Origin of the sequence: Mesorhizobium sp. B2-5-11 (genome assembly GCF_006440835.1) — a bacterium.
GTDB lineage: Bacteria > Pseudomonadota > Alphaproteobacteria > Rhizobiales > Rhizobiaceae > Mesorhizobium.
Genome location: NZ_VFUK01000002.1, coordinates 303,696 through 326,358, shown reverse-complemented (window position 1 = coordinate 326,358; position 22,663 = coordinate 303,696). Strand labels below are relative to the sequence as shown.

20 protein-coding genes and 1 pseudogene are annotated in these 22,663 nt (G+C 63.8%); 7 read left to right on the top strand and 14 right to left on the bottom strand.

The features are described 5' to 3' along the window. Positions 1-4: 4 nt before the first annotated feature. Positions 5-382, bottom strand: a pseudogene (locus FJ490_RS08745) (nucleotide disphospho-sugar-binding domain-containing protein); the annotation flags it as partial. Between the two features lie 222 nt (positions 383-604). On the opposite strand from FJ490_RS08745, the gene FJ490_RS32635 reads away from it, so the two are divergent. After that, the gene (locus FJ490_RS32635; RefSeq protein WP_181165199.1) at positions 605-745 is read left to right on the top strand and encodes a hypothetical protein; all 141 of its coding nucleotides are present in this window, start codon (positions 605-607) and stop codon (positions 743-745) included. An 81-nt stretch (positions 746-826) separates the two neighbouring features. On the opposite strand, the gene FJ490_RS08740 is transcribed toward FJ490_RS32635, so the two are convergent. From FJ490_RS08740 to FJ490_RS08715, 6 genes are all read right to left on the bottom strand, one after another. Next, complete coding sequence (locus tag FJ490_RS08740) at positions 827-1,522, bottom strand: hypothetical protein (RefSeq protein WP_140728672.1); 696 nt, start codon at positions 1,520-1,522, stop codon at positions 827-829. A gap of 325 nt (positions 1,523-1,847) precedes the next feature. Then, the gene (locus tag FJ490_RS08735; protein WP_140580185.1) at positions 1,848-2,609 is read right to left on the bottom strand and encodes a glucose 1-dehydrogenase; all 762 of its coding nucleotides are present in this window, start codon (positions 2,607-2,609) and stop codon (positions 1,848-1,850) included. A 10-nt stretch (positions 2,610-2,619) separates the two neighbouring features. Next, entirely contained in the window at positions 2,620-3,432 is an 813-nt protein-coding gene (locus FJ490_RS08730; RefSeq protein WP_140654964.1) for an ABC transporter permease, read from the bottom strand. Next, positions 3,432-4,289 carry an ABC transporter permease gene (locus FJ490_RS08725; RefSeq protein WP_140492578.1) on the bottom strand — a complete coding sequence of 286 codons (858 nt, stop codon included), beginning with the start codon at positions 4,287-4,289 and terminating at the stop codon, positions 3,432-3,434. The genes FJ490_RS08730 and FJ490_RS08725 overlap by 1 nt, the downstream gene beginning before the upstream one ends. Before the next feature lie 79 nt (positions 4,290-4,368). Then, the gene (locus FJ490_RS08720) at positions 4,369-5,532 is read right to left on the bottom strand and encodes a spermidine/putrescine ABC transporter substrate-binding protein (protein ID WP_140524650.1); all 1,164 of its coding nucleotides are present in this window, start codon (positions 5,530-5,532) and stop codon (positions 4,369-4,371) included. Continuing rightward, positions 5,513-6,649, bottom strand: a complete 1,137-nt coding sequence (locus tag FJ490_RS08715) for an ABC transporter ATP-binding protein (protein ID WP_140728671.1) — start codon at positions 6,647-6,649, stop codon at positions 5,513-5,515. Before FJ490_RS08715 ends, FJ490_RS08720 begins: the two co-directional genes overlap by 20 nt. A 119-nt stretch (positions 6,650-6,768) precedes the next feature. Here FJ490_RS08715 and FJ490_RS08710 point away from each other — a divergent pair, with 119 nt between their 5' ends. Next, on the top strand, positions 6,769-7,575 hold the full coding sequence (locus tag FJ490_RS08710; protein ID WP_140685397.1) for a LuxR C-terminal-related transcriptional regulator: 807 nt from the start codon (positions 6,769-6,771) through the stop codon (positions 7,573-7,575). Positions 7,576-7,602: 27 nt separating this feature from the next. Here the strand turns inward: FJ490_RS08710 and FJ490_RS08705 are convergent, their stop codons facing one another. From FJ490_RS08705 to FJ490_RS08685, 5 genes are all read right to left on the bottom strand, one after another. Further along, a complete protein-coding gene (locus tag FJ490_RS08705) occupies positions 7,603-9,675 on the bottom strand; it encodes a 3-hydroxyacyl-CoA dehydrogenase NAD-binding domain-containing protein (protein ID WP_140728670.1) in 2,073 nt (690 codons plus the stop codon). Between the two features lie 145 nt (positions 9,676-9,820). Further along, positions 9,821-10,768 (bottom strand): ABC transporter permease, encoded by a 948-nt coding sequence (locus FJ490_RS08700; protein WP_140554821.1) that lies wholly within the window; start codon positions 10,766-10,768, stop codon positions 9,821-9,823. A 3-nt stretch (positions 10,769-10,771) separates the two neighbouring features. Beyond that, positions 10,772-11,746, bottom strand: a complete 975-nt coding sequence (locus FJ490_RS08695) for an ABC transporter permease (RefSeq protein WP_140559250.1) — start codon at positions 11,744-11,746, stop codon at positions 10,772-10,774. A gap of 1 nt (position 11,747) precedes the next feature. Next, positions 11,748-13,211, bottom strand: a complete 1,464-nt coding sequence (locus FJ490_RS08690; protein WP_140554823.1) for a sugar ABC transporter ATP-binding protein — start codon at positions 13,209-13,211, stop codon at positions 11,748-11,750. Between the two features lie 49 nt (positions 13,212-13,260). Beyond that, a complete protein-coding gene (locus FJ490_RS08685; RefSeq protein ID WP_140728669.1) occupies positions 13,261-14,274 on the bottom strand; it encodes an ABC transporter substrate-binding protein in 1,014 nt (337 codons plus the stop codon). A 208-nt stretch (positions 14,275-14,482) separates the two neighbouring features. Between FJ490_RS08685 and FJ490_RS08680 the strand changes: the two genes are divergently transcribed. The 5 genes from FJ490_RS08680 (at position 14,483) to FJ490_RS08660 (ending at position 20,757) form a co-directional block, all read left to right on the top strand. Further along, the gene (locus FJ490_RS08680) at positions 14,483-16,900 is read left to right on the top strand and encodes a glucan 1,4-alpha-glucosidase (protein ID WP_140728668.1); all 2,418 of its coding nucleotides are present in this window, start codon (positions 14,483-14,485) and stop codon (positions 16,898-16,900) included. A 42-nt stretch (positions 16,901-16,942) separates the two neighbouring features. Further along, positions 16,943-17,959, top strand: coding sequence for a phosphogluconate dehydrogenase (NAD(+)-dependent, decarboxylating) (gene gnd / locus FJ490_RS08675; protein ID WP_140492606.1), 1,017 nt, complete (start codon positions 16,943-16,945; stop codon positions 17,957-17,959). A gap of 22 nt (positions 17,960-17,981) precedes the next feature. Continuing rightward, positions 17,982-19,358, top strand: a complete 1,377-nt coding sequence (zwf, locus tag FJ490_RS08670; protein WP_140492609.1) for a glucose-6-phosphate dehydrogenase — start codon at positions 17,982-17,984, stop codon at positions 19,356-19,358. 16 nt (positions 19,359-19,374) lie between these two features. Next, complete coding sequence (locus FJ490_RS08665) at positions 19,375-20,079, top strand: ROK family protein (RefSeq protein WP_140728667.1); 705 nt, start codon at positions 19,375-19,377, stop codon at positions 20,077-20,079. A 216-nt stretch (positions 20,080-20,295) separates the two neighbouring features. Further along, on the top strand, positions 20,296-20,757 hold the full coding sequence (locus FJ490_RS08660) for a MucR family transcriptional regulator (protein WP_140492615.1): 462 nt from the start codon (positions 20,296-20,298) through the stop codon (positions 20,755-20,757). Between the two features lie 179 nt (positions 20,758-20,936). Here FJ490_RS08660 and FJ490_RS08655 read toward each other — a convergent pair whose 3' ends face one another. Both FJ490_RS08655 and FJ490_RS08650 read right to left on the bottom strand, forming a co-directional pair. Then, positions 20,937-21,344: a lysozyme inhibitor LprI family protein gene (locus FJ490_RS08655; protein WP_140492618.1), complete on the bottom strand. Its 408-nt coding sequence runs from the start codon at positions 21,342-21,344 to the stop codon at positions 20,937-20,939. A gap of 34 nt (positions 21,345-21,378) precedes the next feature. After that, positions 21,379-21,804, bottom strand: coding sequence for a hypothetical protein (locus FJ490_RS08650; protein WP_140728666.1), 426 nt, complete (start codon positions 21,802-21,804; stop codon positions 21,379-21,381). Between the last annotated feature and the right edge of the window lie 859 nt (positions 21,805-22,663).

Sequence of the window (22,663 nt, the reverse complement as noted above, 5' to 3'; positions counted from 1 at the left end):
GGTGTCAGCGCCATCTGGCTGCATTTCCCTTGAGGCGGGCGCGCATGGCGTCGTCGGCCAGCAGGCCGGGAATGGCTCTCTCCAATCCTCCTTCGGTCCAGCCGTCCCGGCCAATATGATCGCCGGTGCCGGTCTCTTCGGCGCGAGGTGCATTGTCGTGGCCGTCCCGGCAATAGGGCATGATCAGCGACGCCACACAGAAGCGCAGCGCCTCGCAAAAGCCGGTGTTGCCGCCGTGGTGGATGAACAAATCCAACTTCGCCACCGCCGAGGACTGCGGAAACCAGGCGCCGAGATAGACATTGTCGGGCACCGCTCGGTAAGCGTCGCGCAGGCCGCCGACATTGACGATGAAGCGCGCCGGCAGCTTGTCGGCAAAGACGCCGGAAAGGCCGGCATGGAAGATGAAGGCGGGGCCCCGCACGGCCCGCGCGATGCCGACGCAATTCAGCGCCGCGCCGAAGCCTGCTTCGGGGAACAGCGCGATGGTCGGGCTGGCTTTACGCGTCAATTATTTCCTCTTCATTCCGGCCGGCTGATCATGCCGAACGGCGCGGGAGCGCCGCGGCCGGCCGCTTGCGGTCGCAGTTTGCGAGAGCCGCAGATGGACGCGAAGCAGATCGGCAGTAATCTAATACTGCCGGCTTTCGAACTGGTCGAGTATTTTCAGATATTCGCGCAACGATTGCCGCAGCCGAAGACGTTGGCGGCCGCGGCATCCATGCCAGCAGCCGCCGCAGCTTGAGGTGATCGGACAAGACATCGGCCACGAAGCGGTTGGCCGCAAACACATGTGAGGCCGGATGCCCCGTCGTTCTTGGCGATGCTAGGGCGTCGGTTGCATTGCAGCGGCCGTCTCGTCGATCTTGCCGGCAAGGACGCCTTGGGCCCAAGCGGTGACCTCGGCGTCGACGGGCTTGTTGGCCATATCGGTCAACGCCGCGTCGAGTGCGGCCGGGTCGGTGCCGACCGCCGCCTCATCGACCGCTTCCTGCTGTGCGGCGATCTGGTCCTGCAGAGCCGATATCTGTCCAGGCAGGGCCGCCTGCTCCTCGGGGGTCATGGCGGCGATCTGGTCCGGCGTCAGAGATGTCAGTGCGTCCAGCTGTGAATTCAGGGCATCCAGCTGGGTTTGTGCGACCTTGGCTTTTGCCGACTGCGCCACGAAGGCCTGAAGCGCAGCGAATTTCCTGCTCTTGGAATTCATATAGGCGTTGACGTTGCGCTGGAGCGAGTTCAGCCGGCCGAGCTTGGCGTGGAGGTTCTTTTCCTTGGGCAGGGACGAAACCTTTGTCTTCGTATCGACCGTGATCGTTGCGTCCCTTGTCGCCTTGGCTACCTGCCCGCGGGCCGACGAGGACTTACCGTGCGTAGCGCCGCTGTTGCCGTGGGCGCCACCATTGCCATTGCCGCCGCTGTGACCACCACCATGGCCTCCGCCGTGTCCATTGCCGGCCAGTGCCGGAGACGCCAGAAGCGCCAGTGCGGCTAGCGCCGCCAACACAGTTTTCCGGTTTGTCATGTCAGTCTCCTGGGGAAACGCCGCTCTGCGCCCGCTGCTATCGTAAGTTCGTATGAGAAGCCGCTAATTATGCGCAGTAAACTTTAGACAAAGACTGTCTCAATAAGAGAGCAGGGGCAACCTGTCGGTACGGCAACTGATTGATATCCAACAGAAATCGACGTTTTTGAACGGCTGTGGTACTGAAGTCCCATGCCGGTCAGACCATGGTCCGAACTGTCGGTCAGAGTTGATTTCGGCGCTGCCGGCCGGCGCCGCGGCTCTGGCCCAGAACGCGCAGGCGACGGCGCTTTTCACCAATCGGCCGAAGGCCCAGACGGCTGATTCAGCCGATGCTTTCGCCACCGTCGATCACCAACGCCTGGCCGGTCATGAAGGATGACCGATCGGACACGAGGAAGAGGATCGCCTCGGCGATCTCCTCGGCGCTGGCCCAGCGGCCCATCGGGATCTTGGTGCGGACATAGGCTTCGATTGCCTCGCGTCCGCCCATCTGGGCGATGAACGGTCCATTGAACGGCGTGTCGACCCAGCCGGGGCAGAGCGCGTTGACGCGCACATTGTGGCGGGCATAGTCGAGCGACATCTGCCTGGTCATCGCCACCACGGCATGTTTCGAGGTCGCATAGGCGATCATCTCGCGGTCGTAGAACACGCCTGAATTCGAAGCCGTATTAAGGATGACGCCGCCGCCCTGCGCGACCATCGATGGCATGACGATCCTTGCCGCCAGGAACTGCGCCCGCACATTGACCCGCCAGGAGGCATCCATGCCGCCGACCTCGACCTCGGTCAGCGTGCCGCCGACCTGGATGCCGGCATGATTGTGCAGGATGTCGATGCGCCCATGCCGGTTGAGCGTGCCGGCAAGGAGCTGCTCGACCGCATTGTCGTCCGAGACGTCGGTGGCGACCGCCTCCGCCCGGCCGCCCGCGGCGCGTATATCCGAAGCCGTCGCCTCGCCGCTGGTCCGATCCCTGTCCGCGATGACGACCACCGCGCCTTCTCTGGCCATGATCATGGCGCCGGCGCGCCCGATGCCGGAACCGGCGCCTGTCACCACGGCGATGCGGTCTTCGAGGATCATGATGCGACCTTTAGTTTGACGGCTTGCGCTGGCGCAGCTGCCATTGGGCAAGCACCACGAGCAGGACGGAGGCGACGAGCACGATCGTCGCGATGGCATTGATCTCCGGCGTCACCCCGCGCCGGATCGACGCAAAGACATAGATCGGCAGCGTCGTCTGCGCGCCGGCGACGAAGAAGGCGACGATGAAATCGTCGAAGGAGAAGGTGAAGGCGAGCAGGAAGCCGGCGACCACCGCCGGCAAGATCTGCGGCAGGACGATGGAACGGAACGTCGTCAGCGGCGTGGCGTAGAGATCGCTGGATGCCTCGACCAAGTTGCGATCAAGGCTGCCCAGCCGCGTGCCGACGATCATCGTCACCAGCGCCATCGAAAACAGGCCGTGCGCGGCGATGATCGAACCATAGCCGAGCGACAGGCGCGGCGGCTGATCGTCCGGCCAGATCGAGGCGAGGAACGGATTGACGACGGCGAACAGCTGGACGAGTGCGACCAGTGTCGAAATGCCGATGACGACGCCGGGAACGACGATTGCGGCTCCAAGCAAGGCGTCGAAGACGGCGCGGGTCCGCACCCCGACGCGTGCCAGGCCGAGCGCGGCCGCGGTGCCGAACACCGCCGCCAGCAAGGCGCTGGTGGTGGCGATGAACAGGCTGTTCTTCAGCGCCTCGACCAGGAATGGGTTCGCCAGCGCCTTGCCGTACCATTGCACCGAAAAACCGGTGAACTCGCTGGCATGATGGCCGGCGTTGAAGGAGAACAGCACGACCAACGCGATCGGCAGATAGAGGAAGGCGAAGACGGCTACGACGAAGACGCGCATCAGATCAGATCCACCCGGCGGGCGCCCGAGACGCGGGTCGAGATGCGGTTGGCGGCAATCAGCACTACAACCGAAACCAGCACCAGCGTGATCGCGATGGCCGATCCGAACGGCCAGTTGCGCGACTGCAGGAACAGGTCGACCAGCGCATTGCCGATGAAGAACACCTTGCCGCCGCCAAGCAGCGTCGGGATCAGGTATTCGCCGAGCAGCAGGATCATCACCAGCGAGAAGCCGGTCATCACGCCGGGCAGCGACAGTTTCAAGGTCACGCCCAAGAAAGTGGAGAGCGGCGTCGCGCCGAGATCGGCGGAGGCCTCCAGCAGGCGGCGATCGAGCCGCTCGAGGCTGACATAGATCGGCAGGATCATCAGCGGCAGATAGCCATAGACGATGCCGAGCAGGACGGCGCCCGGCGTGTTGATCAGCCTGACGTCCTCGATGCCGACAAAGGCGAGCAGCGCCGGGATGCCGCGTCCACCCAAAATGTACATCCAGGCATAGGTACGCATCAAAAGGCTGGTCCAGAACGGTATGACGACCAGCGCGAGCAGGATCAACCGCCAGCGCTGCGGCGCCCGCAGGGCGAGGTAATAGGCGACGGGATAGGCCACGAGCAGACAGGCGAGCGCGCCCACCGGAGCCAGCACCATCGTGTTCCAGAACGCGGTCGCCCGCGCCGGAAGATTGGCATATTGCGCCAGCGTGAAGGCCGCCTGATAGCCGCCCTCCGGCGCCCGCTCGCCGACGCTGAAGACGGCGATGGCCATGAACGGCAGCACCAGGAACACGACGAGCCACGCGGCCGCCGGCCCGAGCAGCATGGCCGTCAGCAGATTTTTGCGAATGCCGCGCATCGAAGGATTGCCCCGGTGCCGGCGGGTCTGGGCCCGCCGGTCAAGTTTGTCTCGAATGGGATTTGTCGCCCCGCCTGGCTCAAGCAGACTTGAAGCGCGCCATCAGCTCGGCGCGACCCGGATCGGTCAGCGTTGCCGCAGCGCCAAATTCCAGCGGCGTCAACAGGTCGGCCGCCGGATAGAGGATCGGATTGTCCAGCACCTCCTTCGGCAGCAGCTTGTTGACGCGGGCGTCGGTGGAAGGCGCGCCGTTGGCGAGGTGCTCCTTGACCGCGACCTGCGGGTTCATCAGATAGTTGAGCAGGGCGTAGCCGGCCGGCTTGTTCGGCGCGTCCTTCGGGATGGCGTAGAAGTCGGTCCAGATCTCGCCGCCTTCCTTGCCCAGCACATAGGCGATCTCCGGAATGTCGCGATGGAGCTGCGCACCGTCATTGGTCCAGCACATTGTCATCCAGGCATCGCCCGCGCGCATGCCCGGCTGGTAGTCGGAAGACACCGCGAACAGATGCGGCTTGACCTTGAGCAGCAATTCCTCGGCCTTGGCGAGCTCGTCCTGCTTCAGCGAGTTGAAGGAGTAGCCATAATATTTCAGCGCATTGCCGATCGTGGTCAGCTGATAGTCGTGCACCATAGTGCGGCCATCGCCTTCCGCCATGGCCGTGTCCCAGAACTCCTTCCAGCTCGTCATCGGCTTGGTCAGCTTCTTGGTGTTGACGGCAAAGCCAGTGGTGCCCCAGTTCTTCGGCACCGCATAGATGGTGCTGTCGATCGTGCCTTCCGAGGTGAAGCGCGGATCTTCCTGCGTGCCGTCGAAATTCGGCAGCTTGGCCATGTCGAGCGGCTCGATGATGCCGAGCTTCTTGTAGGTCGAGATCGTGTAGTTGGTCGGCACGAACAGGCTCCAGCCCGACGCCCCGGCCTGCAATTTGGCCAGCATCTCCTCATTCGAGCCGAACACGTTGACCTCGACGGCCACGCCTGTGTCCTTCTTGAAATTCTCGAAGGTCTGCGGGTCGTGATAGTTGGGCCAGGTGGCAATCGACATGCGGTCGCCGAGGTTCTCGGCGGCAAAGGCCGACGTCGGCATGATGCCGATCTCGCGCGCCATCACCGCCGTCGCGATGCCGAGGCCGGTGAGGCCAAGGAAGTCGCGGCGGCCGATCGAGCCGCGCTTGAGGCGCATCAGCTGGTCGACGAAATTCTCGGGGCTTATCGGCAGTCCGTCACGATATGATTTCGACATGTTTTTCTACCCTCTGGTTGGTCCCGTTGTTCTTTGGATCCGCGAACGCCAACGGCGTTCCGGCGGCAAAGCCGATGGCGACGGGTTCACCCGGCTTGAAGAGATTGCCCTGGCCGATCATGTGGTCGGCCTTGGCCAGCAGCGTTCCGATGCCCTGGACCTCGACTGCGTATTCCGCCGTGGAGCCCAGAAAGATCCGGTTGCGGACGATGCCCTTGAGCGGGCCGCTAGTCGGACCACCAAGGCTGAGCGATTCAGGACGCAGGCTGACCGAAACGGTTTCGCCCTGCCGCAAATCCACCCGCTTGCGCGCCGCGATGACGGTGCCATCGGCCAGCTTCACATCCACCAGATCGCCCGACTGCCCTGCGACGGTGCCGCTCAAGAGATTGGTCTTGCCGACGAAATCGGCGACGAACAGGTCGGCCGGCTCGTCATAAATCTCGCTCGGCTGCCCGAGCTGCACGATGCGGCCGCCATTCATGACGCAGACGAAATCGCTCATCGACAGCGCCTCCTCCTGGTCGTGGGTGACCAGAACGAAGGTGATGCCGATCTCACGCTGCAGGTTCTGCAATTCGATCTGCATGTCGGTGCGCAGCTTCTTGTCGAGCGCCGCCAGCGGTTCGTCGAGCAGCAGCACCGCCGGTTTGTTGACCAGCGCGCGGGCGAGAGCGACGCGCTGCTGCTGGCCGCCGGACAGTTCGTGGACCTTGCGGCCGCCATAACCGGCGAGCCGCACCATTTCCAGCGCCTTGCCTGCCCGCAGGCCGATCTCGCGCGACGACAGCCGCGGTCGTGCCTGGCGCAACCCGTAGGCGACATTGTCGTTCACATCCAGATGCGGGAACAGCGCATATTGCTGGAACACCATGTTGACAGGCCGCCTGTAAGGCGGCGTGCCGGCCATGTCCTGGCCGCGGATGGACACCTTGCCCTCGCTCGGCTGTTCGAAGCCACCGATCATGCGCAGGCAGGTCGTCTTGCCGCAGCCCGATGGTCCGAGCAGGGCGACGAAGGCGGAGGGCGGCACGGCCAGATCGATGCCGCTGACCGCGGTCACCGCGCCATAGCGCTTGGTGACGCCGCGAAACTCGATGTCGGGCACTGCGGTCAAGGCTGCGGGCTCCAGCGGCAGGACGATGCGATTTCGGGACGCTACCAGAGCTAATGGCAGCTAGTATATACCTCGCAGGTGGTATATCTGACCTATTTTCTCGTTTAAGGGGGTATTGTATGTCCCGCAGCGACGACTACAGCCAGCTCGCCGCGCTGGTCGCGGCGACGCGGGAGACTAGCGGCGACGTCTTCGGCAAGGCGATGGTCGCTTGGCTGCGGCAGCATGTCGGCTTCGACCACTGCGTGGTCTTCGGCTATCGCGGCGCTGCACGCCCGCCGCTGCTGTTCGAGACCTTCTCGTCGGCCGAGAGCCATGTCTTCGTTGCGCTTTACCAGGAAGGCCCATACCTGCTGGATCCGTTCCACCATGCGGCGGTCGAGCGCAAGGAAGGGTTCTGGCGCATGCGCGAGCTGGCGCCCGACCGCTTCTACGCCAGCGAATATTTTCGCTCCTACTACAGCCAGACCAGGCTGGCCGAGGAGGTCGGCTTCTTCGTGCCGCTGCCGGGCAAGGACGCGCTGGTGCTGTCGCTGATGCGGCTCAGCGCTTCGGGTCCATTCGGAACCGCCGACGCCAGACTGCTGCGCGACATGGCGCCGGCGGTGGTCGCCTTCGCCCGATTGCGCTGGCCCGCCCTTCCCGCAGACGAGCCGGCCGAGGCCAGAAAAGACGAGGCGTTGGCGGCGGTCAACGAGTTCGACCGCGCCCATATCTGGAAGAGCCTGTCGCTGACGCCGCGCGAAAAGCATGTCGTCGACCTGGTGCTGCAAGGGCATTCCACCGAATCGATCGCCCGGGCCATGCGCATCGTGCCGGGGACGGTGAAGGTCCATCGCCGCAACATCTATCGCAAGCTCAAGATCAAGTCGCAGGCCGGCCTTTTTGCCCGCTTTGTCGAAATCATCGACGCGCGGATAAGATAATTCCGACGGCCTTCAACCGCCTTTCGATCAAGGTCTTGCGCCAGCCTCCCAGGAGCCGGTCTCGGCCATCCGTTTCAGCAGCCGCGCCGGCTTGAAAACATCCTTGCCCGTCCGCTGGTGCCAATATTCGAGCCGCTCGACGATCCTGGGCGCGCCTTCGAGGCCGGCCCAGAACATCGGACCGCCCTTGCCGATGGGAAAGCCATAGCCGTTGACCCAGATGACATCGATGTCGGAGGCGCGGGCGGCTATCCCTTCTTCGAGGATTTTCGCTCCTTCATTGATCAGTGGGTAGTGCGTGCGCTCGATGATTTCTTCCGCGCTGATTTCGCGCGGCGCGATGCCCTTCTCGGCTGCCTTACCGCGGATCAGCGCCTCGACCTGCGGGTCCCGGACCGGCATACGTGACCCGTTCTCGTAAAGATAAAATCCTCGACCGGTTTTCTGGCCGAAACGCCCCTGTTCGCACAACATGTCGGCGATCACGGCCGTCTGGCCTCGCGCCTTGCGGTTGCGCCAGCCAATGTCGAGGCCGGCGAGATCGCCCATCTGGAACGGCCCCATCGGCCAGCCGAAATCGGTGAAGGCCTTGTCGATCTGGCTGGGCGTCGCGCCTTCCAGCAGCAAGGCTTCCGATTCGGAGCCGCGCGCAGCCAGCATGCGGTTGCCGACGAAGCCGTGGCAGACGCCGACGACGACGGCCACCTTGCCGATCCGCCGCGCCAAGTCGACTACGGTTGCCAGCGCGTCGGGCGCGGTCTTGTCGGCGCGCACGATTTCCAACAGCTTCATGACGTTGGCCGGCGAGAAGAAGTGCAGGCCGAGCACGTCTTGCGGGCGCGAGATCGAGGCGGCGATTTCGTCGATGTCGAGATAGGAGGTGTTGGTGGCGAGTATCGCTCCCGGCTTGGCCATGGCATCGAGCTTGCCGAACACCTCTTTCTTGACCGCCATGTCCTCGAACACCGCCTCGATGATCAGGTCGCAATCGGCGAGGTCGGAATAGTCGGTGGAGCCCTTGAATTGAGCGAGGCGTTGGCGCTTGGCGTCTTCGGTCAAGGAGCCACGCGAGACCGAGACGGCATAGTTCTTGTCGATCATGCCGAGCCCGCGCTGCAAGGCTTCCTCGCTGGTCTCCAATAAGGTGACTGGAAAACCGCCATTGACGAAGGCCATGGCGATGCCGCCGCCCATCGTGCCGGCGCCGATGACGCCGACGCGGGCGATCCTGCGCCGGACAAGGTCCTTGCCCGGGATCTTTGCGGCTTCACGCTCGGCGAAGAACAGATGCCGCTGCGCCCGCGACTGATCGCCGGCAACCAGCTTCATGAACAGCGCGCGTTCGGCAGCCAGAGCTTCCTCGAACGACATCGTGACGGTGTTGCGCACCGCTTGCGCGCAAGCGATCGGTGCGTCGAGGCCGCGCGCCTTCCTGGCGAGATCCGCCGCCTCGGCATCGAAAGCGGCCAGCTCGGTTTTCTTGATCTCGTCATCGCGATCGCGCACCGGCGTGAACGGCCCGCCCTTGCGAGCGATCTCCCTGGCGAAGTTCACGGCATGCGTGATCACGTTACTCTCGAACACAGCATCGACCAGTCCGGCTTCATGCGCCTCATCAGCACCGACCAGCGCACCGGAAACGATCATCCTGAGCGCTTTGATCGCGCCGACGAGGCGCGGCAGCCGCACCGTGCCGCCGCCGCCCGGCAGCAGTCCAAGCTTCACCTCGGGCAGGCCGAGCCTGGCGTCGGCATCGGCAACGCGGAAGTGACAGCCGAGCGCCAGCTCCAGCCCGCCGCCCAGCGCGGTGCCGTGGATGGCGGTGACCGTAGGTTTGGCGATGGTTTCCAGCGTCCCAATGATGGCACGCAGCTCGGGCTGTTGCACCGGCTTGCCGAATTCGGTGATGTCGGCGCCGGCGACGAAGGTCCGGCCCGCGCACGCGACGACGATGGCTCCGACCGATGCGTCGTCACGCAAGGCAGCCAGCGCGTGCATCAGTGGTTCGCGGACATGAAAGCTCAGCGCGTTGACCGGCGGGTTGTCGATGGTGACGATGGCGACGTCGCTGTCCCTGGCGACGCTGACAAAATTGGACAAGTTGACCCTCCCGACACCGGCTGCGATCCGGAGGGTTTACTAGGCTGCGCCGCGAATGGGAACCGCGTGCCGCACTGGCACAGGACTTGTCAGGACAGGCTGTAAGACGGCACGCTGGCGAGTTGCGGTTGAAGAGAAGCGAATATCACCGCACCGCCTTCTCCCCGCCTGCCGCCGTGATGACGCCGACGATGATCAGCCCGGTCAAGAGCAGGCGCACGCCGGCGCTGACGCCGAATGTGTTGAGCATGGTCAAAAGCAGCACCAGGAACAGCGCCGCGCCCCAGACGCCGGGGACATTGGCCTTGCCGCCGGCCACCGAGGTGCCGCCGATGACCACCACGGCGATCGAAGCCAGCAAATACTCGTTGCCGATATCGACATTGGCGCCGCGGAAATAACCGGCGAGCAGCGCGCCGTCGATGCCGCCGAGCGCGCCCGACAGCGTGTAGGTGAGGAAACGGACGCGGCCGACATTGACGCCGGCGAGCCAGGCGGCGCGGATGTTCTGGCCTATCGCCAGCACCGAGCGACCATAGATCATGCGCTGCAAGGCGATGGCCGCACCGATGGTAAACAGCACGGTGAGAACCGCCAGCACCGGAATGCCAAGAACCTGCCGGTTGGCGAAATCGGCAAAGCCCGGCGGCGGCTTGATCTGCAATCCGCGCCCATAGCTGATGTCGACCGACTGGATGATGAAGCTCGCCGACAAAGTGGCGATGATCGGCGGTATTCGCAGCGCCCAGATCAGCAGATAGTTGACGGCACCGATCGCGGCACCACAGGCAAGCGCGGCCAGCAGCCCGACCACGATCATGGCATCGCTGCCGCCCATCACCTTCATGGCCACCGCGCTGGCGAGCCCGATATTGGCCGGTAGCGACAGGTCGACATTGCCCGGCCCAAGCGTGATGACGAACATCTGGCCGACGCCGACGATAACGGTGAACACCGCGAGCGAAAGGGCAGCGGTTACCATGCCGCCGGCGCCATAGCCGCCGGTGAAGGCGATCGTCGCCAGCCACACCACAAGCGCGCCGACGAACGACCAGATCCAGGGTTTGGCAGCCAGCGATCTAACCAGCGTCATCGCTCACCTCTCCTTGCGGCTGATCAGCACCCGCGCCGCCAGCACGATGATCAGGATGGCGCCATTGGCCGCCACCTGCCAGTCGGGCGGGATGTGCATGAAGGTGAGCAGCGGCGATGCCGCCAGCGCCAAGGTCAGCGCGCCGATTACCGCGCCGATCGGCGACACGCGTCCGCCGACGAATTCGCCGCCGCCGAGGATGACGCCGGCGATCGAAAGCAGCGTGTAGCCATTGCCGATATTGGCATCGGCCGAAGTGGTGATGCCGATCAGCGCCATGCCGGACAGCACGCCGAACAGACCCGTCAGCGCGAACAACACGACCTTGGTCTTGAGCAGCGACCAGCCGGCACGTTTGAGCGCAGCCGGGTTGCCGCCCGAGCCGCGCAGGATCACGCCATAGGAGGTGCGCATCAGGCCGAAATGGACGATGAGGCCAATCAGCAGCGCCGCGATGATGGGGAAGGGCACAAAGGGCGGCTTGAACGCCATGATCGCCAGCAGCCAGTCCGGCGCCTTGCCGCCCGGCTTGGGCAGCACCAGGATGGCCAGCCCCTGCCAGACGAAACTCATGCCCAGCGTCACCACGATCGATGGCAAATTGCGCAGGTGGATCAGCGCGCCGAGCAGCGCATAGACGCCGATCGATCCGAGCAGGACGAGGACGCCGATGAGCGGTGCGTCCTTCAACCAGGTCGCGGTTACGCAGCCGACGAAACCGACAAAGGTGCCGATCGACAGGTCCAGCTCGTTGCCCGATATGACGAACATCTGCGCGATCGTCGCCAGCGCGATCGGGATCGCCAGGTTGAGCATCAGGCCGAAGCCGAAATAGCTGATGGCGCGCGGATTGAGCCAGGCGATGGCGAGCAGCACCAGCACCAGCGACAGCGCCGGCAGCAGCCCGCGCAGCAGGCGGGCGCGTGCCGCTCCGCTCCCAAAAGTCTTCGAACCGTTTTGAACAGAGACGGCCGTCATCTCAGGCCGCGTCGCCGAAGGAGGACTGGATGATCTTTTCTTCCGTCAGCTCGTCGCGCGTCAGATTGGCGACGATGCGGCCGTTCTTGAAGACATAGACATGGTCGCAATTGTCGAGTTCTTCCGTTTCCGTGGTGTACCAGAGGAAGGTGCGACCTTTGCCGGCCTCCTCGCGCACGAGATCGTAAACCTCGAGCTTGGTGCCGATGTCGACGCCGCGCATCGGGTCGTCCATGAGCACGATCCCGGCATCGGAGCCGAGAGCCCGGGCGAACAAGGCCTTCTGCTGGTTGCCGCCCGACAGCGAAAAGATGTTGTTGTTCATATCCGGCGTGCGGATGCCGATCTTCTTTTGCCAGAACCCGGCCAGTTCGGCCTCGCGCCGAGGCGAGATCAACAGCCCGTTGCGCAGCCGAGCCAGCGAGCGGATGCCGATATTTTCAGCGATCGACCACTGCGGGAAGATGCCGTCCGCCTGGCGGTCGCCGGCCACAAGCGCCACCGGTGCGGTGACCTCGACGCCGGCCTTGGCGCGCGATGCCGCGGCGAAGATCGCCAGCAGCAGATCGGTCTGGCCATGGCCGGCCAGGCCGGCAAGTCCGATGATCTCGCCGGCGCGGGCCACCAGCTCCTTGCCGTCCTGCTGCCGCGCCGGCCGTGCGCGCACCCGCAACGGGCCGGCCTCGGCTTTCCGGATTTCGGTGGCGGTCCTCCGATGTCCTTCGGCGCCGCCCATGGTGGCGACCAGCCTATCGCGGTCGAAAGCGTTCGCCGCGTCGGCGGCGACAACCTTGCCGTCGCGCATCACGACGATGCGATCGGCGTTCTGCAGCACTTCGCCCAGCACATGCGAGATGAGAATGCAGCTGCCGCCCGACGCGACGAAGCGGCGCACGAAGGCAAGCAGCTGACCCGCCGTGTGCGCGTCGAGCGAGGACGTCGGCTCGTCGAGGATAACCAGGTGCAGCGGCTCGCGGCTCAGCGTGAACGCGCGCGCCACCTCCACCATCTGTCGCCGTCCGATGGAAAGGTCACCGGCGATGTCGGCCGCCGAGATGCCATGGTCGGGAAAGATTTCGTCCAGCTTGGCCGTGATCAGTTCGGCCGCCTTGCGCCGCCAGCCGAAGCCGGTGAGCGAGGCGTGGTTGATGCGCGTGTTCTCGGCGACGCTGAGATTGGGGCACAGCGACAATTCCTGGAACACGCAGCGTATGCCGAGCTGCTGTGCCCGCGACACCGAGTAGTTCTCCTCGGCCTCACCATGCACGCCGATCGTTCCGCTGTCGGGTGTCAGCGTGCCCGCCACCATGTGCATGAGCGTCGATTTGCCGGCGCCGTTGTGGCCGACGAGGCCGACGCACTCGCCGGGCCCGACAGTGAAGTCGACGCCGCCAAGCGCGCGAACGGCGCCGAAGTGTTTTTCGGCGCCGCTCAGTCTGATGATGTCCGCGTTCCCTTCAGGCATGCTCAACGATATCCGGTCGGCGATGTGCACGGCAACGCGTGTGCGACATTCACTTGATATTGGCTTTGATGGCCGCGATGGCATCTTCCTGTGTGTATTCGTGCGTGGCGACACCGCCCTCCTTGATCTTCGGCAGAGCGGCCTCGAAATCGTCCTGAGTGAAGGCGAGATACGGCACCAGCAGGTCGTGGGGAATGTCCTTGCGGCCGTCGAGCACTTGCTGCGCCACCCAGAAGGCGAGCGTCGAGACACCGGGCGCGATCGAGGCCGACCAGGTCTGGTAGCCGTCCTTTTCCTTCTGTTCCTTCCACCATTTCAGCTCGTCCTGGCGGTTGCCCATGATGATGGTCGGGCGCGGCTTGCCGGCGGCGGCGAAGGCTTGCGCGGCGCCATAGCCGTCACCGCCCTGGTCGACGATGCCGACGATTTCGGGCAGCGAGGGCAGGATGGTCGCCACCGCCTTCTGCGCCGTCGTCTGGTCCCAGTCGCCGGTCACCGAGCCGACGATCTTGAACTCGGGATGGGCGGCCACGCCTTCGAGGATGCCGGCATGGATGGCGTCGTCGATCGAGGTGCCGGCGAGGCCACGGATCTCGAGCAGGTTGCCGCCCTTGGGCTGGAACTTGGCCATATGCTCGACTTCCTGCTTGCCCATGTCCTTATAGTCGACGACGACGCGGTAGGCGCAGGGTTCGGTGACGATGCCGTCGAAGGAAACGACCACGATGCCGGCGTCGCAGGCCTGCTTGACGGCACCGTTCAGCGCGTCGGGCGAGGCGGCGTTGATGACGATGGCGTCATAGCCCTGTAGAATCAGGTTTTGCACCTGGGCTGCCTGGGTCGGCACTTCCTTGTCGGCCGTCGTGAAGACATCGGCGGCCCCGACCACCTTGTCGGCCACCGCCTTCTTGGTGACGGCGTTGTAGCTGTCGAGCATCGCCTGCCGCCACGAATTGCCGGCGTAATTGTTGGAGAAAGCGATCTTCTTGCCGCTGGTGTCGGCAAACGCCGTACCGGCTGCGAGCACCGCTGCAAGGGTGCCCAGGACGAACAGTTTCTTCATGTCATACTCCTCCCGAGTTGCTGGTCTTGATGGCTGCTGGTGACTATCGCGCTTGCGTACCTGTTTTTTATCTATTGTCAGACAAAAGTGCAGAAGGCCGGCGAGCTGTCAACTGCAATCCATAAGATGCCGCTGATCACATTGCGGTGCGACGATTGAAAAGGCTTCGGTGGATGGGCTAGGCATGCGGGCAGGAGGCCGCAGACGCATGGCAGTGACGCCGATCGTTCCCCCGGGGGCTCCGGGAATTCCGGCGCGCTGGACGTCAAGCGCCAAAAGCGGCGTCGGCGCGGCGCTTTCGCCGTCGAGCCGCGTCTGGTTCACGGTCAGCCATGGCATCCTGAACGAGATCTACTATCCCGGTGTCGACAGTGCCTGCACCCGCGACCTCGGCCTGATCGTCACCGGCCCGAACGGATATTTCTCGGAAGAAAAACGTGATGCCGCGCATGGCATCGAACCGTTCGAAGAAGGCGTGCCAGCCTACAGGCTGATCAACACCGCTGATGACGGCGCCTACCGGATCGAGAAGCGTATCCTGGCCGACCCTGCACGACCCACCTTGCTGCAGGAGATCACCTTCACGCCGCTCAAGGGCGCGCCGGGCGACTACCGCGTCCACGCCTTGCTGGCGCCGCATCTGGTCAATGCCGGCATGGGCAACACCGCCTGGGTCGGCGACCATGAGGGAGAGCCTGTGCTGTTCGCCTCGGGCTGCGGCACCTGCCTTGCGCTGGCCTCATCGCTGCCCTGGCGGAACGGCTCGGCCGGCTATGTCGGCGTCTCCGACGGCTGGCAGCAACTGCGCAACACCGGTCGGCTCGATCCAGCCTTTCAGCGAGCCGAGGACGGCAATGTCGCACTGACCGGCGAAATCGGGTTTTCCGCCAACGACGCCAAAGCCGTGCTGGCGCTGGGCTTCGGAGCGACGCCCAAAGAGGCTGCTCGAAATGCCTTCGCCAGCCTCAGGCAGGGTTTCGCGGCGGCGGCAATGTCCTACGCCGAACAATGGCGCGAATGGCAGGCGGGCCTGCTGCGACTGGATCGCCATGACGCGTCCGGAGTGAACAGCTACAGGATCTCCACCGCCGTCCTGGCGACGCACCGGTCATCCCTCATGCCAGGCGCGGCGGTCGCCAGCCTGTCCATCCCATGGGGCTTCGACAAGGGCGACGACGATCTCGGCGGCTACCATCTGGTCTGGCCGCGCGATCTGGTCGAGACGGCGGGCGGCTTTCTCGCCGCCGGCGATGCCGCCTCGGCTCTGCAAACCCTCGACTATCTCTGCTCCATCCAGCAGCCGGACGGCCACTGGCCGCAGAACGCCTGGCTCGATGGAACAGCCTATTGGCCGGGCATCCAGATGGACGAATGCGCCTTTCCGCTGCTGCTGGCAGATGCGCTGCGGCGGCAGGGTCATTTGCCGCGCGCCATGCTCTCTGGCTTCCTGCCGATGATCGAGCGCGCCGCAGCCTATGTCGTGCGCAATGGACCCGTCACCGGCGAGGACCGTTGGGAGGAGGATTCCGGTTACAGCCCGTTCACGCTCGCCGTTGAGATCGCGGCGCTGCTTGCCGCCGCGGATATGCTGGAGGCCTGCGGCAAGCAGGACGCAGCAAGCTATCTGCGCGAGACCGCCGACGGCTGGAATGACCAGGTCGAGCGCTGGACCTATGTCACCGGCACGGCAAGTTGCGAGGCGGCCGGCGTCGCGGGTTACTATGTCCGCATCGCACCGCCCGACAGCGCCGAGGCCGGTTCGCCGAAGGACGGCTATGTGCCGATCAAGAACTGCCCGCCCGGCGAGGCCGACCGGCCGGCGCAGGAAATCGTCAGCCCGGACGCCTTGGCGCTGGTGCGCTTTGGCCTCAGGGCAGCCGACGATCCGCGCATCGTCGACACGGTCAAGGTCATCGACGCGCAGCTGCGCCGCCAACTGCCACAGGGGCCGCTCTGGTATCGCTACACCGGCGACGGCTATGGCGAGCACGAGGACGGCGGGCCATTCGACGGCACCGGCCGAGGCCGCCCCTGGCCGCTGCTCGCCGGCGAACGGGCCCATTACGAGTTGGCGGCTGGGCGCAAGGACAAGGCGACCTTGCTGCTTGCGGCAATGGAGGGCTCGGCCGGGCCGGGCGGCCTGTTGCCGGAGCAGGTCTGGGACGGTGCCGACCTGCCCGACCGCGAACTGCTGCATGGCAAGCCCTCGGGCAGCGCCATGCCACTGGTCTGGGCGCATTCCGAGCACATCAAGCTGTTGCGCTCGTTGCGCGACGGCGTGGTGTTCGACATGCCGCCGCAAGGCGTCGAACGCTACATCGACAAAAAGATCGTCTCGATGTTCAGGACATGGCGCTTCAACAACAAAATCCGTTCCATGCCGGCCGGCAAGACAATGCGCCTCGAGCTTTTGGCGAAGGCGACCGTCCATTGGAGCGTCGACAATTGGGCGGCCGTGCATGACAGCGCGACCAGCGAGAATGCTTTCGGCATCCACCTCGCTGATCTGCCGGTCGCCGGCCTGCCCGAGGGGAGCACGCTGATCTTCACTTTTTTCTGGCCCGGCAGCGGCGATTGGGAGAATGTCGACTTCTCCGTCATCATTGGTGAACAGGACAGACTGTAGATCCTTCCCGACAGATCCTCTTCAAGACACAAGGATGAGACCATGCAGATCGGAATGATGGGACTGGGCCGAATGGGCGCCAACATGGTCCGGCGCCTGATGCGTGACGGCCACGAATGCGTCGTCTACGACATCAACCCGGCAAGCGTCGCGGCCCTGGTCGGCGACGGCGCCTCGGGGGCTGCATCGATGGCGGAATTCGTCGGCAAGCTCGCCAAGCCGCGCTGCGTGTGGCTGATGCTGCCTGCGGCCATCACCGGCAAGATCGTCGATCAGGTGGCGGCGCTGATGGAACCCGGCGACATCATCATCGACGGCGGCAATTCCTACTATCACGACGACGTCGACCGGGCCGCCAAGCTCGCCGCCAAAGGCCTCAACTATGTCGATGTCGGCACCAGCGGCGGCGTCTGGGGCCTGGATCGCGGCTACTGCCTGATGATCGGCGGGCCCGATGACGCGGTCCGGCATCTCGATTCGGTCTTCGCCACGCTGGCGCCCGGCGCGGATGCGGGTGCGCCCGCTCCCGACAAGACGGCCGGCACGGCGCCCTTCGGCTATCTGCATTGTGGCCCGAGTGGCGCCGGCCACTTCGTCAAGATGGTCCATAACGGCATCGAGTACGGCGTCATGGCCGCCTATGCCGAAGGCATGAATATTCTCAAGGCCGGCAATGCCGGCAAGGTCAAGCGCGAGGCCGATGCCGAGACCAGCCCGTTGCAGAACCCCGAATACTACCAGTTTGACATCGACCTTGCCGAAGTGGCCGAGGTCTGGCGGCACGGCAGCGTCATCGGCTCGTGGCTGCTTGATCTCACCGCCGGCGCGTTGAAGAGCGATCCCGGCCTGACCCAGTTTGGCGGCCGGGTGTCCGATTCCGGCGAAGGCCGCTGGACCCTGAAAGCGGCCATCGACACCGGCGTGCCGGCGCCGGTGCTGTCCTCGGCCCTCTTCGACCGCTTCTCCTCGCAAGGCGAATCCGAATTCGCCGACAAGCTCTTGTCGGCCATGCGCTATGCATTCGGCGGCCATGTCGAAAAACCGAAGGCCGGCAAGTGACGGCGGCAGGGGAGACGCGCTCATGAGCCCGGAACGGTCCGATACGCTGGTGCTCTTCGGGGCGACCGGCGACCTCGCCCACAAGAAGATATTTCCTTCCCTCTATGCCATGGTCGCCAAGGGAACGCTTACCGAACCGGTGATCGGCGTCGCCTTCGACGCCTGGGATTTGAGGAAATTGCAGGACCGCGCGCGCGACGGCATCGTCAATACGCTCGGCAAGATCGACGAGAAGGTGTTCGCCAAGCTCGCTTCGCTGCTGCGCTATGTCAGCGGCGACTATCGCGACCCGGCCACGTTCGAGAAACTGAAGAGCGCGCTGGGCACCGCCCAGCGGCCGCTGCACTACATGGCGGTGCCGCCGACCATGTTCGAGACGGTGGTCCAGGGCCTGGAGCAATCGGGCACGGCGCGCGGCGCGCGGCTGATGGTGGAAAAGCCCTTCGGCCATGACCTGCAATCGGCGCGCTGGCTGAACCGAGTGCTGCATCTGGTGTTCGACGAACAGTCGATCTTCCGCATCGATCACTATCTCGGCAAGGAGGCGATCCAGAACCTGCTCTATTTCCGCTTCGCCAATTCCTTCCTGGAACCGATCTGGAACCGCAATTTCGTCGAGAGCGTGCAGATCACCATGGCCGAGGATTTCGGCATCGATGGGCGCGGCCGCTTCTATGACGAGGTCGGCTGCGTCAGGGACGTCATCGAGAACCATCTGCTCAACATCCTCCTGCTGCTGGCGATGGAACCGCCGGTCGGCCGTTCCGCCGACGACCTGATCGACGAGAAGGTGCAGGTGCTGCGCGCGATCCGCACCCTGACCAAGGACGATATCGTGCGTGGCCAATTCGACGGCTATCTCGCCGAGCCCGGCGTGGCGCCCAACTCGCCGGTCGAAACCTTCGCGGCGGTGCGCTTCCTCGTCGACACCTGGCGCTGGCGGGACGTGCCGTTCTTCATCCGCGCCGGCAAGAACATGCCGGTGCATGCCACGGAGGTGATCGTGCGGCTGAAGCGGCCGCCGCTCGATGTCTTCGACCCGATCAAGCCGAACGACGCCAACTATGTGCGCTTCCGCATCGACCCGCAGGTGGCGATCTCGATCGGCGCCCAGCGCAAGGCAGCGGGCGACGACATGGTCGGCGAACAGGTCGAACTGACGGCGCTCGACGACAGCAAGGGCGATATGCCGCCCTATGAACGGCTGATCGGCGATGCCATGAACGGCAATGGCCAGCTTTTTACCCGCCAGGACGCCAGCGAACTTGCCTGGCGCATCGTCGGGCCGGTCCTCGGCGACACCACGCCGCCGCATCTTTATGAACCGAAGACCTGGGGGCCGGCAGCCGCCATGAACGGCTTCGGGCCGCCGAACGGCTGGATCAATCCATCGAAATAGGCTGGGAGAGGGCAGCATGGCCAGGACGGCAAGGCCGAAAGCGGCGAGCGGCGATCCGATCGTGCTGTCGATCGACATAGGCGGCTCGCACGTCAAGATCCTCACCAGCTCAGGCGGTGCTGAGCGCCGCGCCGATTCCGGGCCGGACCTGAGGCCCCAGCAGATGATCGATGCGGTGAAGGCGCTGGCCGACGGACTGTCCTACGACGTCATCTCGATGGGCTATCCCGGCCCGGTGCATCACAACAGGCCCTTGTTCGATCCCGCCAATCTCGGCAAGGGCTGGGCCGGCTTCGACTTCGCCGCGCAGTTCGGCAAACCGGTCAAGGTGGTCAACGACGCGCTGATGCAGGCCATCGGCAGCTATGAAGGCGGTCGCATGCTGTTCCTGGGGTTGGGAACCGGCATGGGTGCGACGATGATCGTCGACAACGTCGCCCAACCGATGGAACTCGCCCATCTTCCCTATAAGAAGGGCAAGAGCTTCGAGGACTATGTCGGTGAGCGCGGCCTGATAAAACGCGGCAAGAAGAAATGGCGAAAATCCGTTTTCGACGTCGTCGACCGGCTGCGCGCCGCCATGCAGCCCGATTATGTCGTCATCGGCGGCGGCAATGTCGACAAGCTCGGCGATTTGCCCGCCGACAGCAGGCGCGGCGACAACACACGCGCCTTCGAAGGCGGATTTCGTCTGTGGCGAGACAAGGCCCTGATCGTCTGATAGTATTACAGTTCAGTATAGTTATTCAAAATAATGTGTGACGCGGGGCCAAGTCGTTGCATTGCGCAGATTTGCCGACTAGGAATTCCGGCGCACTACATCGCGACGAACCGCGAGGGACGTGCAAAGACGCCGCCGCACTTTAACTTTGCGCATCATCCCATCCGAAACTGTGCCGATTTCGGGCCCCATACGCCATAGACGGAGGAAAATAGATTGACCGACGACAGCAACGACGCTCGCAAGGATATCGACCTTCTCGAGCTGACCGCCCATATCGTGTCGGCTTACGTCGAGAAGAACCGCCTGCCCGCCTCCGGTCTGGCCGACCTCATCGCCAGCGTCAGCGCTTCGATCAGCGGGCTCGGCCAGCCGGCCGTACCCGTGGCGGCGCCGCTCGTGCCGGCGGTCAATCCCAAGAAGTCGGTGACGCCGGATTTCATCATCTGCCTGGAGGACGGCAAGAAGTTCAAATCGCTGAAGCGTCATCTGGGCGTGCATTTCGGCCTGACGCCGGACGCCTACCGCGCCAAATGGGGCTTGCCGTCGGACTATCCGATGGTCGCTCCCAATTACGCGGCCTCGCGTTCGGAACTGGCGAAGTCGATCGGTCTCGGCCGCAAGGCCGTCGCTCCGAAAGCGCCGGCCAGGGGCAGGAAAGCCAAGGTCTCGGCCTGAGCGCGCATTCCGGCGCTGAGCCAATGGTTTGATTGAGGCCTGCCGGCGGTTCCGTCTTGGCAGGCTGCCCGATCTTACGCTCTTCCATGGCGAGCGCGCAATTGCAGGGCGGGCTCGATGCCATCTCCGGCGCGCTGAGGGAATGATTTTCCACCCCGTCTGCAGACTGGCAGGAAACCTCAGTTCGCTGCCGGAACGGAACAGCTCAGATCGCCTTCCTTGCAATTCAGGTAACCCTCGAAATCCTTGACCCGGGATTGCGTCAGGCCATCCATGCACATCGAGAGGAGCATGGGGACCACGCTGCCTCCGGCCGCTCCCGCGATCTGGAAATTGCACTCGGCGTCGCGGAACTTGATCCAATTCTGCTGCGCTTGGACAAGAAGCTTCTTGGTATCCGCGTCGTCCTTCAGGCGGGTTTCGATCTGCTTGTAAAGCTCGTTGAGCTTCTTGTCGGATTTCCTGAACGAAGCATCGGCGCATTGGTTCATGGTGGCCTGATCCTTGGCGTCGGCGCACTTGTCCTTGGCAAAAGCGAAAGCCGGCATGGCCAGAACTACGGCGGTGGTCAGAATTGCGGTTTTCATTGGTTCTCGTCCTCTTTGCAGGTGAGCGGCATCGTCATTCCGTAACGGTTTCGGCGAAGCACCTGGCCAGCTTTTCCGGCGCTCCGAGCTTCTTCGCCCAGGATACCAGTTCAGGCTTTTCCGATGGATCGGCATAGCCGCCCCAGACGTCACGAAACTGCTTCTTTCCGTCGACGGTCTGGAAGAACATCACGCCGTCATCGCTCACAGGCGTGGAGACATAAGCGGCGCTCCAGTTGCCGCTTTCCAAGATGGTGATGAACTTGGCGCGGGCGGGCTTGAACTTATTGTCCATCGCCGAAGCGACGAGCGGTGCATATTCCTGTTTGCGCGCCTTCGTCACTTCGACCTTGACGCCGTCGCAGGCATCGTTCGCGAAAGCAGATGTCGGTATCAACCCCGCCAGCCCGATCATGACGATTTTGGCGTGCCGTCGAACCAAGTCGCCGAATTCAGACATAGGTGGTTTTCCTCTTCCTTTGCGGAGTGTGGCTGTCAGTCGGAATCGTCGTCACCCGATGAATTGTCATCGTCAGGCGCATCGACCTGGCAGCCGATGCCATTGCACCCCTGATAGTTGCCCTGCGTATCGAAGCTTGGATTGCCGGGCTGTGGCCCATGCATTCGACGACTTTGCGGCCGGCCGTCGCAATTCCTCAAGTCGAGGGGAGCGCTCCCAGCGGGAGCCGTCTTGGCGAATGTCCATTTCCCTCTTCATGCCTAGCGCCCATCCGCCCAAGCATGCCAGCGATCCGCCGGCGCGGTTGATGTATCCATAGGTTGTAACCGATGTCCCCGGCTAGCAAGGAAAAATTGCCCGGTCTTGAGTTCTGTTTTGAAAATGCTTAATAATCCAGTAAGCACCCTGCTTGATTTAGCAAATACTTAAATGCAATGACAGAAAGGCGCCAGCAAAAAGATTGCTGGTTACGCGTACGCTTTTCGCATTATTCCAATATGGAATGGTCTATTGTTCCAATTCACAAGGGACGACGATATATAAGGGTGAAGTTACGCTCGACATTATCGCCAAAACCCAATGTATCGGTAGGTTTCGGCCATGCCAGTGGGCAGGCCGAAAGAATGCTGCTCACGGATCGGCTTTCAAGGTTATCGCGTGCACGATGGGGGAGACATGCGGCCTTCGAGACACCCGATAGGCTTTCCTGTCCCGCTGGGTCTTGGCGGGTGAGTTTCGTGTGCGTTCGATGGAACACGTCACAAAATCCTTGATCCAGAACCTGTTTTTTTGCGCGCGTCATACGTCGAACTGGGCTAAAGGGTTCCCCGGCCGGACCAGCGTCCATCGTGGAAGTGCC

Coding starts and splice junctions, on each gene's coding strand:
- FJ490_RS08650 (WP_140728666.1), bottom strand. CDS start 21,804: ATGTCTGAATTCGGCGACTTGGTTCGACGGCACGCCAAAATCGTCATG.
- FJ490_RS08690 (WP_140554823.1), bottom strand. CDS start 13,211: ATGCCTGAAGGGAACGCGGACATCATCAGACTGAGCGGCGCCGAAAAA.
- FJ490_RS08720 (WP_140524650.1), bottom strand. CDS start 5,532: ATGTCGAAATCATATCGTGACGGACTGCCGATAAGCCCCGAGAATTTC.
- FJ490_RS08735 (WP_140580185.1), bottom strand. CDS start 2,609: ATGATCCTCGAAGACCGCATCGCCGTGGTGACAGGCGCCGGTTCCGGC.
- FJ490_RS08665 (WP_140728667.1), top strand. CDS start 19,375: ATGGCCAGGACGGCAAGGCCGAAAGCGGCGAGCGGCGATCCGATCGTG.
- zwf (WP_140492609.1), top strand. CDS start 17,982: ATGAGCCCGGAACGGTCCGATACGCTGGTGCTCTTCGGGGCGACCGGC.
- FJ490_RS08740 (WP_140728672.1), bottom strand. CDS start 1,522: ATGACAAACCGGAAAACTGTGTTGGCGGCGCTAGCCGCACTGGCGCTT.
- FJ490_RS08730 (WP_140654964.1), bottom strand. CDS start 3,432: ATGCGCGTCTTCGTCGTAGCCGTCTTCGCCTTCCTCTATCTGCCGATC.
- FJ490_RS32635 (WP_181165199.1), top strand. CDS start 605: ATGGACGCGAAGCAGATCGGCAGTAATCTAATACTGCCGGCTTTCGAA.
- FJ490_RS08680 (WP_140728668.1), top strand. CDS start 14,483: ATGGCAGTGACGCCGATCGTTCCCCCGGGGGCTCCGGGAATTCCGGCG.
- FJ490_RS08710 (WP_140685397.1), top strand. CDS start 6,769: ATGTCCCGCAGCGACGACTACAGCCAGCTCGCCGCGCTGGTCGCGGCG.
- FJ490_RS08685 (WP_140728669.1), bottom strand. CDS start 14,274: ATGAAGAAACTGTTCGTCCTGGGCACCCTTGCAGCGGTGCTCGCAGCC.
- gnd (WP_140492606.1), top strand. CDS start 16,943: ATGCAGATCGGAATGATGGGACTGGGCCGAATGGGCGCCAACATGGTC.
- FJ490_RS08695 (WP_140559250.1), bottom strand. CDS start 11,746: ATGACGGCCGTCTCTGTTCAAAACGGTTCGAAGACTTTTGGGAGCGGA.
- FJ490_RS08700 (WP_140554821.1), bottom strand. CDS start 10,768: ATGACGCTGGTTAGATCGCTGGCTGCCAAACCCTGGATCTGGTCGTTC.
- FJ490_RS08725 (WP_140492578.1), bottom strand. CDS start 4,289: ATGCGCGGCATTCGCAAAAATCTGCTGACGGCCATGCTGCTCGGGCCG.
- FJ490_RS08655 (WP_140492618.1), bottom strand. CDS start 21,344: ATGAAAACCGCAATTCTGACCACCGCCGTAGTTCTGGCCATGCCGGCT.